Source organism: Streptococcus sp. KHUD_015, from assembly GCF_051106265.1.
Taxonomy (GTDB): Bacteria; Bacillota; Bacilli; order Lactobacillales; family Streptococcaceae; genus Streptococcus.
On record NZ_CP193665.1, the window covers coordinates 1,714,471 to 1,728,825 of the forward strand.

General features: G+C 42.4%; 13 protein-coding genes. All 13 read right to left on the bottom strand.

Annotated elements, in window-relative coordinates:
• Positions 1-14: 14 nt before the first annotated feature.
• The 13 genes from groES to ACORHU_RS08050 all read right to left on the bottom strand — a co-directional run bounded on the left by groES (position 15) and on the right by ACORHU_RS08050 (position 14,353).
• On the bottom strand, positions 15-299 hold the full coding sequence (groES, locus tag ACORHU_RS07990; RefSeq protein ID WP_434364201.1) for a co-chaperone GroES: 285 nt from the start codon (positions 297-299) through the stop codon (positions 15-17).
• A gap of 308 nt (positions 300-607) precedes the next feature.
• A complete protein-coding gene (locus ACORHU_RS07995; protein WP_434365175.1) occupies positions 608-988 on the bottom strand; it encodes a single-stranded DNA-binding protein in 381 nt (126 codons plus the stop codon).
• Positions 982-1,239: a DUF7720 family protein gene (locus ACORHU_RS08000; RefSeq protein ID WP_434364203.1), complete on the bottom strand. Its 258-nt coding sequence runs from the start codon at positions 1,237-1,239 to the stop codon at positions 982-984. The genes ACORHU_RS07995 and ACORHU_RS08000 overlap by 7 nt, the downstream gene beginning before the upstream one ends.
• 361 nt (positions 1,240-1,600) lie before the next feature.
• Positions 1,601-2,551, bottom strand: a complete 951-nt coding sequence (locus ACORHU_RS08005) for an N-acetylmuramoyl-L-alanine amidase (protein ID WP_434364205.1) — start codon at positions 2,549-2,551, stop codon at positions 1,601-1,603.
• Positions 2,551-2,886, bottom strand: a complete 336-nt coding sequence (locus ACORHU_RS08010) for a phage holin (RefSeq protein ID WP_434364207.1) — start codon at positions 2,884-2,886, stop codon at positions 2,551-2,553. The genes ACORHU_RS08005 and ACORHU_RS08010 overlap by 1 nt, the downstream gene beginning before the upstream one ends.
• The gene (locus ACORHU_RS08015) at positions 2,873-3,337 is read right to left on the bottom strand and encodes a hypothetical protein (protein ID WP_434364209.1); all 465 of its coding nucleotides are present in this window, start codon (positions 3,335-3,337) and stop codon (positions 2,873-2,875) included. The genes ACORHU_RS08010 and ACORHU_RS08015 overlap by 14 nt, the downstream gene beginning before the upstream one ends.
• 8 nt (positions 3,338-3,345) lie before the next feature.
• Positions 3,346-3,966: a hypothetical protein gene (locus tag ACORHU_RS08020; RefSeq protein ID WP_434364211.1), complete on the bottom strand. Its 621-nt coding sequence runs from the start codon at positions 3,964-3,966 to the stop codon at positions 3,346-3,348.
• Positions 3,966-4,178: a hypothetical protein gene (locus tag ACORHU_RS08025; RefSeq protein WP_261084508.1), complete on the bottom strand. Its 213-nt coding sequence runs from the start codon at positions 4,176-4,178 to the stop codon at positions 3,966-3,968. Before ACORHU_RS08025 ends, ACORHU_RS08020 begins: the two co-directional genes overlap by 1 nt.
• Positions 4,175-9,673 (bottom strand): carbohydrate binding domain-containing protein, encoded by a 5,499-nt coding sequence (locus ACORHU_RS08030; protein WP_434364213.1) that lies wholly within the window; start codon positions 9,671-9,673, stop codon positions 4,175-4,177. The genes ACORHU_RS08025 and ACORHU_RS08030 overlap by 4 nt, the downstream gene beginning before the upstream one ends.
• 4 nt (positions 9,674-9,677) lie before the next feature.
• A complete protein-coding gene (locus ACORHU_RS08035) occupies positions 9,678-10,028 on the bottom strand; it encodes a DUF6711 family protein (RefSeq protein WP_050242966.1) in 351 nt (116 codons plus the stop codon).
• 8 nt (positions 10,029-10,036) lie between these two features.
• On the bottom strand, positions 10,037-13,597 hold the full coding sequence (locus ACORHU_RS08040) for a phage tail protein (protein ID WP_420789784.1): 3,561 nt from the start codon (positions 13,595-13,597) through the stop codon (positions 10,037-10,039).
• On the bottom strand, positions 13,584-13,934 hold the full coding sequence (locus tag ACORHU_RS08045) for a hypothetical protein (protein WP_420789785.1): 351 nt from the start codon (positions 13,932-13,934) through the stop codon (positions 13,584-13,586). Before ACORHU_RS08045 ends, ACORHU_RS08040 begins: the two co-directional genes overlap by 14 nt.
• A gap of 38 nt (positions 13,935-13,972) precedes the next feature.
• Positions 13,973-14,353, bottom strand: coding sequence for a DUF6096 family protein (locus ACORHU_RS08050; RefSeq protein ID WP_434364216.1), 381 nt, complete (start codon positions 14,351-14,353; stop codon positions 13,973-13,975).
• Positions 14,354-14,355: the final 2 nt, after the last annotated feature.

Below are 14,355 nucleotides of genomic sequence, written 5' to 3' on the forward strand. Positions count from 1 at the left end.
CTTACTTTCTCCTATTATTCTTCCACAATTGCCAAGATGTTGGCTTCGCCTACGATGATGTACTTTTCATCGTCATCTTTGACATCAATACCTGTATGAGCTTCAACTAAGACACGGTCTCCAGGCTTAACGCTTGGAGCTACCAAGTCACCATTCAAGGTACGAATACCTTGTCCAGTAGCTACAACTTGGGCTGTTTTTGTTTTTTCTTGGGCTGATCCTGCAAGGACAAAGCCTCCAACAGTTTGTTCTTTTTCTTCGATTTTCAAGACCACACGGTCTCCTAATGGTTTCAACATCTGATTTCCTCCATAATGAGATAGATATTATTAGCACTCCTTACACTCGAGTGCTAATTCATAATTCTATTGTATCACTTGGTCAGAAATAGTCAAGAAAAAAGTCTGACTTTCTTAAGATAAAAAGCCTGAGACCAACTCAGACTTTTCAATGTTTATACTCAATACAAATCAAAGTGCAAACTAGGACTCTTGTCTCAGGCTGCTAAAAACACAGTTTTGAGGTTGTAGATAAGACTGACGAAGTCAGTTACCTATACCTACGGCAAGGTGAAGCTGAGGTGGTTTGAAGAGATTTTCGAAGAGTATTAAAACGGTAGTTCTTCCTCTTCCAAAACCAAATCTGCCAAATCCTGTCCTGCATTATTTTCACGCATGGCACGTTGGGCACGACTTTCCAAGAGTTGGAATCCTGTCACAAGGACTTCGGTAACATAGTTCATCTGGCCATTTTTCTCAAAGCGACGAGTACGCAATTCCCCATCAACGGAAATGAGACTTCCTTTAGTTGCGTAGCTGGCCAAGCTTTCTGCTAGTCTACCCCAAAGGACCATATTGACAAAATCAGCTTCACGTTCACCGTTTTGGTCTTTGTAACGACGGTTCACAGCGATAGTTGCTCGCGCTACTGACTTGTCATTGTTGGTTTTGTGCAATTCTGGTGTAGACGTCAATCGTCCAATCAAGATAAGTTAAAGTTAATAACAGTATTTTCAACCTCATACATCTGCAATGAATGCAACACGAGATCACGATATTTCCAAGTACTGACCAGATACTCAATCACTTCCTGGTCCTCTATCTTGCATTCCATGAGCAGTAACAGCTTGATTGTATACTCGTTTTTCAAAATTGGCACCTGGTAAGTCACATCTATCCAATGCTCAAAACCTAGGTCAGTCTGCTCTACGTTTGCTAGTTCAATGTTTAAAATGTTCATGTTTTCTTCCTCCTTACTTATCTATTCGTAAAAGAAGATAAAAAGTTATGAAAAAATCATTATTTTTTTAATTTTAACAAAACACCGTTTTTGACAATAATGCACCACGATTCCCCCTCTCTATTCTTCAAGAAAACGCTTTTTTGAACAATAGGATTTAGATTTTGGTTTCTAATCGTTCAAAATGCGTGTTTTTGCAAAATAGAAATACAAACTCTAATTTTGTTAACGTCAACAAAATTGGCAACCAAGGGCTTTGTAAAGCTTTTTGTTGATGCCAACAAGTCAATTTCAGAGCAAACAAAAAAACCGCAAGCCTGAGCCTGCGGTGAAAGAACATTTTAGAAAGTTTCCTTTCTATTTATTTAACTGTAATCAAGCCATCCGGCTCTACTGTGAACTCTGGCTTGTCTGCCATTGTTCCGTCTGGTTTGATGTAGTACCAGCCTTGACCTGCTCTGACGAATTCATTAGATACCATAGCACCTTCTTTGCTGTCGAGGTAGTACCAAGTATCTTTGTACTTGACCCAACCTGTCTTCATAGCACCGTCTGCATTGAAGTAGTACCATTTGCCATTGATTTTCTTCCAGCTTGTGGCCATCTCGCCTGACTGGTCAAAGTAGTACCAATTGCCGTCCGTGTGCTTCTTCCAACGGTCTGCAAGCATGTAGCCTGAGCCGTCAAAATAGTACCAAGTTCCGTTGACCTTCTCAAACTTGTCTTTTGGATAAGAGCCGTCTTCTTTTACGTACCAGTAGCCAGTATCATTCTTCTGCCAGCCTGTTTCGGCGCCTAACCCGTTCTCAATGTCTCGCTTAAACTGTTCACGGCTAACACCCCATTTAGCAAGATAAGGATACGGGTCAACGTGGTCGCTACTGTTATCCGGCTGGTTATTCGTACAGTATTCGTGCGTTTTGATACCTGCCAAGTCGTCTGTATCAAGCGTTTTCGGCAAACCTGCTTCATCTGCTAGATTTCGTAGCAATTCGATATAAAGGCGATAGTCTGTCATGAACTCTTCTTCAGTTGAATGACTTTCAATCAATTCAACTGCTGCATAAGTCTCAGCATTCCAACCGCCCCCAACGTCCCACATTCCCTTGTTTACAGGACCTACCTGCATGACACGGCCATTTCCAACGACATGAGAAAAGAACCCTAGTCCAGGGTCCTTTCTGTAGTGGTAGTCCGCCTCGTTCTGAGCGGTTGAGTTTCGGTTGCCTGTTGAGTGGGCGTGAACCTGACGGAAAGGCTCAAACCCAACAATCGGCAAATCCGTGCGTAGTCTACTTGTATCGATATCCATTACTCTTGTCCTTTCCAAGCGTCGTTCATCTGCTTCACTGCTGACTCTACAAAAGTGTCTAAGTCCTTATCGGTCATGCTGATGTTGTATTTGTTAAGCTCGGCTCGGACTTTATCACGAGCTTGTTCAAGTTTCTCCTCACCCTTAAAGCCTGTCTCTTGAGCTACCTGTTCCACGGCATGAACTGCGTTTCTGGCTAGGATTTCAGCAATTTTTACAGCTTTCTCTCCGCCTTTTCGCAAAAGATAGTCCTTCACTGCTTTTACGATACTGCCTGCTGCTACTGCTAAAAAGCCTGTGGCAAAAGCAATAATAAATTCATTAAATTGTGTCATATGTTTTTCCTTTCTCATCTTCAACTAAGATGTCATCTCTAATCTGCAACGACTCAAAATTGTTGTACAGGTGGTCGATGTAGCCATTACCACCTAAAGCCTTGTAGCTATTGTGCATGTTCTCCACTACGTAGAACTCATCTTTTGTAGTAAAACCACGACGGATTGCCCTACGAATATCACGATCGAGGCGCATCCTCATCGTGACAAGGTGCGCATCGTCGTGCAATTTTAGCTTTGCCTGTACTTCGTCAATTTTGGCGTTGTTCTCGTCAGCGGTAATCTGGACATCTTTGATTTGTTTCTTGACATCATTCAATTCAGAAATGATTTGGTCTGTCAGTTCCTTTGATTTCTTTGGCACTTTATAGCCCAACCAAGCTATGATGATTGGAGTAGCCACTGGTAGCACGTTCATAAAGAAATGCTCTGTCGATTGTAAGACGTCCATAGGCACCTCTATCCTTTAGGCTCGTACTTCCATGCTGCGCCTGTTCCGTCCATTTCAAGACGACCGTTACGGGCAAAGTCGCTGACTGGTTCACCGTTGTAGGTAAATTCCTTGTTCAACTGAACCAAGATACGCTTGCCTTCGCCATCCACCTCAACATGTGCTGGGTCTTCAATAGTAATCAAGTCATGGGCCAGGTAATGCTTACCAACTTCGACAAGTGGAATGAGTTCCACCAATTCCTTGTAGTTAGTTCCATAAGCGATTGTCTTGCCAGCTACAGCATTTAAAACGACCGCATGGATGATTTTACCATAGCGGTCTGTTTCTTCTTGATTGTGCTTAACAGCTTGATCTGTAGCCGTCTGTTTAGCTTCCGTCTCAGCCAATTTCTGTTCAGCTTCTTGAAGCTTAGCCTGTGCTTGCACGATGGCGCTCGTTGGGTCAAGTTCTGTGCGGATATGGTCCAGCACTGCTTGAATCAAGGTCGCTTCATTGTCCTGCGTATGGTCACCGTGAAGTTCCACTTGCTCGTAAGAATAGCGTCCGTTGTTCTCCATCTTGATTGCGACAACTGTTACATTTTCTGCGCCTTTCAAATAAGGCTTGATTGCTACTTCGTAATTCATTAGTTAGTTCCTTTCATTTTAGCTTGTGTTTCTTCAAATAGTTCTTTAAGTGCTGAGTCATATTCTAGAACCTCTTTCATCGTGTGCAATTCGCTTGCTGCATACAAATAAAGAGCCTCGTTCTTAGCTGATTCTTGCTCGCTGACTGCTAGTTTTTTAGTCAACGAATCAAGTGTTAACTGATTTACTACTGCGTCCATATTGTTATTCATGCTATTGTCTTCTCCATTTTTTCTATTTTTTGATTTAATTCTTGAATGGCCTTAATTAAGTAAGGTACAAGTTCAAATGTGCGATATGAGTATGCACCATCAGGGTTTTCAAAAAATGCTTCAGGGGCATATTTCTGGACATCTTGTGCCATGATACCGCAAGAGATATCCTCAATTTTGCCATCGTACTCTTTACGATAGCTGTATGTTTTTAAATTATTGATAGCATCTAGACCAGATACTTGACTATCTTGAATATTGGATTTATAACGACGGTCCGAGATTTCTTTATTCATCTGAATCCAATCTCTACCACTGTTACCTTGTCTATCCAAATATAGCCACTCACCGCCTTGTGAATAATCTTTCCATAATTTATTGTATATAGGTGAGTAAAGCCACTCACCGCCACTATAAGTAATACGACCAGACACATTCAAACTACCATTTATCACTGCTCCATTTGAAAACGACGGTTGACTATAAAAATTCACTGTTGATCTATTCGAAAAGTCGACCTTCCCGTGGAAATCCGCTCCGTTTCGGCAATACATATTTCCAGACGTTGTCACATACCAAGCATTGGGACCAGGATAGTTCCAACTGTAACCCCAGTTCGCCCAAAATGCAGTATTTTCGCCATTATAACTTCCGCCTTCACCGTTCCCCATGCCAACTGAAAATTGGTTGATACCAGAAATCCAGCGACCTCTTCCTTGGTCAAAACGCCCAATAGTAAATCCACCGATTCGGCCTTGGTAAGCTTCTAGGAATGTTGAACTAGAAACGACTGACTCGACTTTTGTCGCAAAAATCCGTTTAGAAGTCAGTTGCTCAATAAATGCTTCATTTGCCGTAATTTTTCTAATGAGCGCATTATCAACTTTCAATTTCTCAGCTGTGACCGCTTCAGCGTCTAATATCGTAGTCGTGACCGAACCAGATTCAAAATTGGCTGTCTTCAGCTTATCAACCATGGCAGACTTGATGACTGCTCTGTCAATCAGGGTCTCGCCAGTGATATGAGTCAGTTTACCGTCAAATCGGTTATGGCCATTAGCGCCTAGATTGATTCCAGAGATGATATCTCCAGCAGAGTTGATGTTCCGAACTGCCCATGAACCCGCAATCTGTGTGACTTGTGTCCGTATTGCTTCCGCTGTCCTTTTTGCTTCTTCAGCCTTTTCAGCAACTTGAATTGCCCGTGTTTGAGCGCTTTCTGCTAGTTCTTTAGCTTCTTTTGTCTGTTTGTACGCGTCATCAAATTGGCTAGGCTTGTACGTTCCTGTTCTACTACCTCTAACTAAAATAGGTTCTTTGAACTCAATCCAACCATTTTTGGCTAAATATATGTAAAATGGATAGTTTGCGTCTTCACCAAAAGCGAAATCTTCTCGGACGGTAAAAGTTTTTTGAAACTCTTGCCATTCGTTTAATGCTGACTGTTCCTTACCGATATCAGAAGAAAGCAAGGTTTTATTTAAACCGTGATTTTTGATATTGAAAGCAAACGTACTATCTGGATATTCCTTGATACGGTATTTAAAACCTAGCGTATATGTTTCACCTTGATAGATTTTTTTAACGTAAATAGGTAGTGAAAATCCTGACCAATTATAACTGGTAAGACCCTGTGCCTTAATTGTAAAGATACCATTATTAACAGAAATATCAGCTTTAGGATTGCTATTTCCGATAAGTGTATGCTTGCCCATTGTCATGGAATTGACAATCAAGTTGTTATCATCTGTTACATACTTTCCAACTTCCGTCTGGAAAATCTCGCTACTCATGACAAGCCGTGATAGCTTGTCAGGTGCTCCTGTTTCGGATGTGCCTAAAATGCGCTCGTATAACTGGCTTGTCTCTTGGACTCGCTGGAAGTCAGTAGTCTCTACTTTTCGCGCTAGTTGATTGGTCACATTCTTAAATTGACTATCAGCATCCGCTTTGTTTGCAGAAACCTGATCAGATATTATATCCATTTGTCGTTCAGCATTATCCTTGTTTGTAGCAACCTGAGTCTTTAAATTTGAAATCTGATTATCTGTACCTTCTTTGTTACTGTTTATCCGATTTGAAAGATTTGAAATCTGAGTAGTGGTTCCTTGCTCACTGCTTGTAAGTCTATTTGATAGACCACTGATTTGACCGCCCACATCTTGCTTATAAGTAGTTATCTGACTGGAAATATCCGTGAATTTCCCATCGACTGTCTGCCGATAATTCGCAAGTCGAGTTGTAAGTTCATTGCTTGCATTTTTCTTGGCTTCTTCGATTCGTTGGTTGATTCCGCGGACATCTTCCTGATAGGTTACCTTCCCGACAAAATCACGGCTCACAAGCTCACGGACTGTTGTCGCTTGTCGGGCGCTCTCATCACGAGAATATTTTCGTAAAGCTTCTTGTCTCTGTCCGTCTTGGCTGACATAGCTTTCAACCGCTGCTAGCTTCATAGACAGACCTTCGGCGGTCTTCTCAAATTCAGATTTGGCAACGACCAGATCCGTCTTGCCATCTTCGGGGGCAGGACCCGCATCTATACGAGTAGAACTTCTGGTCAATTCAACCTTGCGAAAGGCTACATGACCAATCTCGTTATAACCGAGAATGATTCGCCAGAGATCGAAATTATCAGGCTTGGTCAGCGCTGGTATAGTGACTTGATAAGTCTGCCAGCTAGACGTAAGATTAAAATTGCCAGATATAATCTCAGGATTGCCAGGTACTGTTCGATTGGCTCTTAAAGAGACCCAAACCCTTGGATTTCCAGAGTGACACATAGCTTGAAAAGAAAGCGTATAAGTTTCGCCAAGTTCCAAGTCTAGAAGAGCTGTCGAACTCTTACCTGAAGCTTGACTTCCTTCTTTCGAATGGATTTGCAACTGTTTCCAAGTCTTCGTGGTTCCTTTTACATTATATTCTCCGTTTGAGATAGTCCAATCTCGAGGGCTGTTATCACCTTGATTATAGTGCCAAAGTCCTCTTGAAAAGTCGTAGTCTTCAGCATAGTTACGACTACCGACCTTCATTTTTGAAAATTCTTCTCGCAATTTCCCAGCTTCAGCCACAACCAAGGTCTTATCTGCCTTGTCCTTAGTTGCGTTCAGGATTTCCTGACGAATAGAGCCAGCCTGCACTTCAAATTCAGCCTGACTCAATTTCTGATCCAGCTTGTTCTGCGTGCTTGTTTCCAAACTCTTCACGGACTGCTTGATATTCTCGGCAGTCACGTTGAGTGCGCTGATATCCGCCTTGGTTCTGAGACCTTCAGTCAGACTTCTCACACCAGCATCAAGTGAATCGGCCCGTTGCTTAAAGGTTGATTCGACAGCTGAGATTTGGTTTTCAGTATCTTCTGGAGCTTCTTTGGGACTTGTCGCTAAACTCCCGTTTTCCAACTGAGGCGCAAGAACATCTAAGTATTCTCCAGCATCAGCATTTACGAGATATACATAGCCAATTGATACGGTTCCAGCTTTTTTTCGCTCGTTTGAAAATGTCAAATATGTCCATTTATCATCTTTCAAGATAAAATATGGACTTATACCTGTTTCATCGTCAGGCTCCCAGTAAGTTTGTAACTTAACTCTTTGCCCAACTGAACCTTTTACCCAGACAGACACAGTATAGGTTCCTGGCATTATTTCAAACCTGTCCTGAGCAATGCCGATTTGGCCTCTAGCGTTACTTGAGGTCAATCGTATTGCTTTATCAAATCCAGTCGCTGGACTATTTGGTACTTCAATAGTCTTTGCTGTTCCAGTTCCTGATGGCCTAAAGGTACTTGATGTCCACAATCCGCTGGCTAGAGCCATGCGTCTTGTTCCTCGGATATAATTCCGCCCCCCAACCTGCACATTCGCTATCCGACTAGCCAGCTCCTCAGCTGTCTGTGTGAGTTCTGACTTGCTGGCCTTACCATTAGCCAAGTTGGTCAGTTCTGATAGTCTGCGAGTCGTCGTCTCTTCATACGTCGCTTGCGCTGACTTCACACCAGCCAACTCATTCTTGGTCTTGTTAAGCGCTTCAACTTGCTTGGCAATCTCAGCTTCAGCCTGTGCTTGCTTCGGTCGAATATCGTTCGCGATAGTCCGTTTCAGATCATCCAAATCACCCGACAGAGCCGTCTGAGTGGTCGTAGTCTGTGACTTAAACGCTTCAAGTCTAGCAATCGAATCCAGCCCAATCTGCTTCGCTTCCTGAGCAAGTAAGCTACTTGCACCAGCATTTTTCAATGCTTCCTCAGCCTTACGCTTGGCTTCTTGTATAGAAGCATTATCGAAGTTTTGGAATCGTTTGTCGATTTCGTTTGAAATCTCTTGCTTAACTTCTTCTGCCTTTGCCTTGGCAAGTTCGATACCGTCATCTATCTCTTTTTTACGCTTTTTGAACTCAGCATCAAAAGCTGCGTCTGCTGCTTCAATCTGCGCTTGGATTTTCGCTTCAATGCCATCTTGTTGCTTAATCTGCTTGGTAATCGTACCCTCATAAGAATACTGAGTATCATTTCCAGCTTTACTATCTGCGCTGATACGCCCTCTCAGACCGCCTTTAAACGTAAAGCTCTGACTTAAGACAGGAACTTTAAAAGTCTCTTTCTTATTGGTCTGAATGGTTACCCATTGCCCAACCTCAAGCAGTAAATGCCCTTGATAGTTAAGATTATACGGATAGTAAGTCAGGTCTTTCAGCTTGTAATACAGGTCATTTAAAGCACTCTGGGTCATGAAGACGTTGTCCAGTTCCAAAGACCGACCTGTTTTCATACCGACCGTCAGAGACTTCTTATCTGTCTTACAAGTGATACCAGCTATCTGATACTCGATTTCACTCTTGGTCAAACCATGCAAGAAATAACTGTCAGCGTTGATCGTGATATTCGACTCAGTTAAATCACGGATTTCCATCTTACCTTCTCGGTTGAAGAAGCAAGACATCCCAATCATCTGAGTCATAGCGCTCAGCATATCCCTGAAGGACAGTTTCTTGCCTTCAGGAACTTGCTCGACGTGGTAACGCATAGCGCTGATTCCGAAATAGTCATTCGCCAACTCAATGCCTGTTTTTAGGCAGATTTCCTGAATAACCTCTCGTACTTCGGCTGGGAAATGCAAGTCCGTTACATACTCACGATTGAGCTTAAACATACCGTCCATAAGCTCCAGCGTGGTTGTGTTTCGGTTTCGGTCAATCTCAATATCGTTGATGAAGTATTCCCCCATCTTGACCCACTGGTAAGTATTCCCAACCAGTAGACCAATCTCAGGGTGCAGGATATCCAGCTTATTGAATGTGGTAATGATACTAGTAAAAGTAATCTTACCGCTACCAGCACACGTTCCACCGGGCTTATATGTATCGCCCTTAATATAGCCATACTCAAAACTAGCCTCTTTGATATCCCGTGAAGCATAATCTCCAACACGAATAGCCAGCGTCCTGTCTTTGGCAAACATGGCTCTGTCAAATTGTCGTCTGGTTAAAGCGTCCATCTTCTTACCTCTCTACCAGATTAAATTTAGCACCGGACCAAGGCTTGAACTTCTCAGTGAAGGTATAGCTCGGAGCTGTCCTATCGCCGACGTAAAAAGTCCCAGTCGTCTGACCTTTAACAGGATCAGGATAAGAAACCTCAAAAAAGACTGCTGACACGGCATTTAAAAGCTGACTCATTTCTTCTTGAGTCAACATGCCCCATTCACAGTCTAACTTACGCTTAGTCGTAATACGGTCACGCACCATGTCGCCATTGGCATTACGCCCTGTTTCTCCATCGATATCCTGAATACCGACCTGAAAAGATTTGGGAGGCTTCACAGCCACCCCGTTGATTATCAATTGTGCCATTTAACCTCCTAAATCTTGAGCAAGGTTTGACCTGCTCGTTCGTGTTCCTTGTTAATTTCTTGGATAGCCACCCGTCCGAACTCGTGACCTGCGATTTGGATAACAATATCACCAGCTGGCAATGAATAGCCCGCAGGGGCATTGTTAACAGGCATTCTTTCAGCTACTTTCTGAGCCAAAGTAGAAATCCAACCTGTATTCTGTTCAAGGGGCATTACCGCTTCTTGACCAGCTTCTCCGACCCCGATAATACTAGGCGAGTTGAATACACCACCTCGTGCATACCAATCTACAGAGAATGATGGAATTCTAGGAGGATTCAAGCTAAAGCTACCTGATATATTAAAGTGAGGAAGTTTGATTCTCGGTAAACTCCAATCAAAATTAAAGAAGCTTCTCAGTTTATCGATACCACTTTTAACGATGTTTTTGGCATTATCCATTGCATCATTAAACAGATTCTTAAACCAGTTGGGGATTTCTTTCAAGGCATCTTGCATGTCTTTCCATCTATCGCCAAACCATGAACCGATTTTTTGGAAAGGATTCTGAGTTTTCTCTTTTGCACTCTCAAATTTCTCGCCAAACCATGTATCAGCTTCTTTTACTCCATCTTTGATATCATTCCAACGGTCACCGAACCAAGAGCCAACTTTTTCAAAAGCTGAGTTCACTTTATCCCTACCAGATTGGAACTTATCGCCAAGCCAAGTATTTGCTTCGGCAAGCGCGTCTTTAGATTCGTTCCAACGGTCACCGAACCATGAACCCAACTTGCTAAATGTATTGCTTATTGCATCCCAGCCTTGCTTGAATTTATCACCTAACCAAGTATTTGCATCTGAAAGGGCATTGGTAACATCAGTCCATTTTTCTCCAAACCAAGAGCCTAAGTTTCCAAATATATTTCCAATAGCGTCCCAGCCCTCTTGAAATTTTTCTCCCAGCCATGAGCCAATCTCTGCTAACGCATTTGTCACATCCGCCCATCTATCACCAAACCATGAACCTAGATTACTGAAGATGTTAACGATAGCGTCCCATGCACCCTGGAACTTTTCTCCAAACCAAGACCCGATACCAGAAAAGATAGCTACAATTGCGTCCCAAATGCTTTTGAATATTGCGACAACAACGTCCCAAAGAAGTTTCAATACACCAGATACAAGATCAATAATGCCACTAAAGACGCTAACTACTATATCTTTTAATCCGCCAAATATACTCAAAAATCCTTCTTTGATTTTTTCGCCATCTCCAGTTAAAAGTCCTGTAAGTACATCAAATACCCCTTTGATGATATCAGCAATACCACCAATCACATCAGAGATAGTGTTAAATAAAACACGCCAAACTTCTCCTATGTATTCAATTGCAGGGGCTAGCACAACCGTTAACTTTTCTACAATAAAGGAAATGACTGGGCCGAAAACTTCATTTATCGCTTTAGAAAAGTCGGCAAAACTTCCAATCATGCCACCTATTTTTTCTAAAGCTGGTTCAATATGGTTTTTGATTGTATCGGCGAAACCGTGTCCTATCTTTTCAAGAACAGGTTGAATATTATCATTCCACCCATTAACAAAAGCACCAACTACATCTGACATCAAGGCAGAACTTGATTCAAACAAAGGTTTTATATGCTCATCATATACTTGATTAACACTTTCAAAAAGCTTCTTCATAGAGCTTGATAAAGCTTGAGCAATAGGCTCTACAGCTTTAAAAAGACCCGTAAACATTTCTGTTATGCCAGCCTGATTTTCGGTGATAGTCTCTTCAATAGCACCGATAATATCTCTTGTGTATTTAGCGGTGACTTCTTGCACGCCCATAAAAGCGTATGTAAAGGCGCTGATTAACCCTGCGCCCATATTTGTAGCAGGTTCACTTGTAATTGAATCATAGAAGATTTGTCCGATACTCTGGGCAATATTTCCGACGCTTTCAACGATTTCCCCACCGATATCAAACATACGGATTAACCATGCTTTGATATCTAATTTTGTCTCATTAAGTGATTTATTCAGACTTTCAGCGATAAAGACGGCGATACCCATGATTACGTTAGCGATAGCGCCTGTTGTTTGTCCTAAAGCAAAAGCTAGCTTTTCCCCGAACCTTGCGGCCGCTTGTAATACCGTTCCGTCTTCAAAGATGTCTTTAATGGATTGCCAAATGCCTTTCAGTGCATTTTTAAGCCTATCTAGGCTATCCCATCTAAAGGATAGAGCAAAACCTTTTCCGAATAGGTCTGCAAGCTTTTTAAAGTAGTCAAATAACCCTTTTAGCTTGTCTCCTAGCCCATCAAAAATGCTCTTGAATTGGTTATCCATATCGGTTAAGGCAACTTCTGGCAAGATGTCTTTGAAAGGTCCGCCACCGCCTCCCTTTCCTTTACCACCTTTACCTCCGCCACCGCCTCCAGAACCGCCTGCGTCGTCATCTTTTGGTTTTTGCAAGATATTAATCTCATCAAATCCCAAAAGACCTAGCAATTCTTTAGCAGCTTTCTTAGCGTTTTTGGCTGAGTCTCCAAGATTGTCAGCAAGTCCTCCTGCTGAATCTCCAGCGTCATCTACTGCATCAGCAAGGTCTCCTGCTCCTCCTGCAGCATCTTTCATGGCATTACCCATGTCTCCAACTGCTCCACCAACACCATCTTTCACTGTTGCTTTCTTGTTGAACATTAAAGCGATAAACTCAGCGAGTTTAGCAGTCACGTTCTTCAAAACCATAGCAAAAGAGTTCAAGACAGGCATGATCGCATTGATAATCGGTAACATAGCATTACCCAGATTCAATGCACTATCTTTCATCAGCGACTTAAACAGGCTGATACTGCCGTTGACTGAGTTGGATAAGGTATCTCCATACTTGGCTGTAGCTTGCTCTAGGATAGCCATTAGGCGGATTTGTTGCTGGGTTTGATAGTCCAACTGTTGCCAGCTCTGTCCGTTTGCGAACTTCTTAAAGGCTTCAGTGGATTCAATCATAGCCACATTGACGTTGATTCCTAAGTCTTCAATTGCTTCGGTGTTACCTAGTAAACCAGAGCGAATACGCTCCATAACGTCTGTAATGCTACGCCCTGATCCTTCAGCAACAACTGCCGATGTCTGCAACATCTTAGCGGTATAAGCACTTAGCTTGTTGGTGTCTTTGATAAATCCAGAAAATAGGTTTGAGTAGACTGCACCGTAGTTAGTAGCCTCACCCACCCCCATATTCATAGCATTGGCGTTATCGTTAACCCATTTTAAGAAAGATTGCGAACTCTCGCCCATCTGTCGCTTGATTTGGTTCATAGACGCTGATACTTCAAGAGCCGTCTGCGCTGAATACATTCCAACATCAAGCATTTTCTTACCAAGGATTGCAAAGCCAGCGAACTTAGCTAGTTTGCCAAACGCACTACCGATGGAGTTCGACTGTTCACGAACTTTGGCAGTGGCATTCTTCACTTGGTCAGATGTTCCTTTTACCTGATTCTCGACTTCTTTCATCTTCTTCCTGAAAGGTGCTATCTCAGCGTCAATCATGACCTTCAATTCATCAAGAGTTGCCACTCACTTCCTCCTTTCTTTTGCGATTGTGTCTTTCTGCAAAATCACGCATCCGTTCCTTGTGCAACAAAAGCGCTTGTCTCTGTCGTTCCTGTTCTACCGCTTGTTGTTCTTCTACAAACAACTCAGGCGCATACTCCCAGAACTCAAAGACCTTGGCATCTTTGGATAACAATAAGGAAACGTGGTTGGATATCATCTGCGAAAGTCTGTAAGAGTCAATAATCTTTTCTTTACGCTCTTGGATTTTGACACGGTTGTAGCTTTCAATCATTTCTCTGATTTCAAGTACCGTTAAATCCCAAAAATCAAGAGGCTTACCCCCGATGTCCAAAAACATAGGATAAAGCCTCTCAATAATCTGCGTTACCGTTAAAATTACTCGACTACTGTCATTTTCTTCTTGGAAGTTTTCTTGTCCTTGCTTCCTCGTGGAGTAAAACCCGATACTTCAAATAGTGGCATTAAAACCTCTGTCATGAAGGTTGTTTGGTCTCCACCGTTATCCACATATTCATCGTATAGATCATAGACATCCTCAAAGGAATACCCATGTTCATACTGCTGCAAGGCTCCGTGAACTAACAACAACATAACTTTCAAAGGCGGTAAAGCGAACTCTTCGCCAGCTTCAGGCATGAAAATCTTTAGCAAGTTCATGCCAATTTTTTCTTCCACAGTTGCAGCTTGATGAGATGTCAAACGTAGCTTCAACTCTTTTTCGTCAGTAACTTTCCAAGTTGTGTATTTTAACGCCATTT

Coding starts and splice junctions, on each gene's coding strand:
- ACORHU_RS08020 (WP_434364211.1), bottom strand. CDS start 3,966: ATGAATTACGAAGTAGCAATCAAGCCTTATTTGAAAGGCGCAGAAAAT.
- ACORHU_RS08035 (WP_050242966.1), bottom strand. CDS start 10,028: ATGGCACAATTGATAATCAACGGGGTGGCTGTGAAGCCTCCCAAATCT.
- ACORHU_RS08025 (WP_261084508.1), bottom strand. CDS start 4,178: ATGAATAACAATATGGACGCAGTAGTAAATCAGTTAACACTTGATTCG.
- ACORHU_RS08050 (WP_434364216.1), bottom strand. CDS start 14,353: ATGGCGTTAAAATACACAACTTGGAAAGTTACTGACGAAAAAGAGTTG.
- ACORHU_RS08030 (WP_434364213.1), bottom strand. CDS start 9,673: ATGGACGCTTTAACCAGACGACAATTTGACAGAGCCATGTTTGCCAAA.
- ACORHU_RS08010 (WP_434364207.1), bottom strand. CDS start 2,886: ATGACACAATTTAATGAATTTATTATTGCTTTTGCCACAGGCTTTTTA.
- ACORHU_RS08005 (WP_434364205.1), bottom strand. CDS start 2,551: ATGGATATCGATACAAGTAGACTACGCACGGATTTGCCGATTGTTGGG.
- groES (WP_434364201.1), bottom strand. CDS start 299: ATGTTGAAACCATTAGGAGACCGTGTGGTCTTGAAAATCGAAGAAAAA.
- ACORHU_RS08045 (WP_420789785.1), bottom strand. CDS start 13,934: ATGTTTTTGGACATCGGGGGTAAGCCTCTTGATTTTTGGGATTTAACG.
- ACORHU_RS08000 (WP_434364203.1), bottom strand. CDS start 1,239: ATGAACATTTTAAACATTGAACTAGCAAACGTAGAGCAGACTGACCTA.
- ACORHU_RS08015 (WP_434364209.1), bottom strand. CDS start 3,337: ATGGACGTCTTACAATCGACAGAGCATTTCTTTATGAACGTGCTACCA.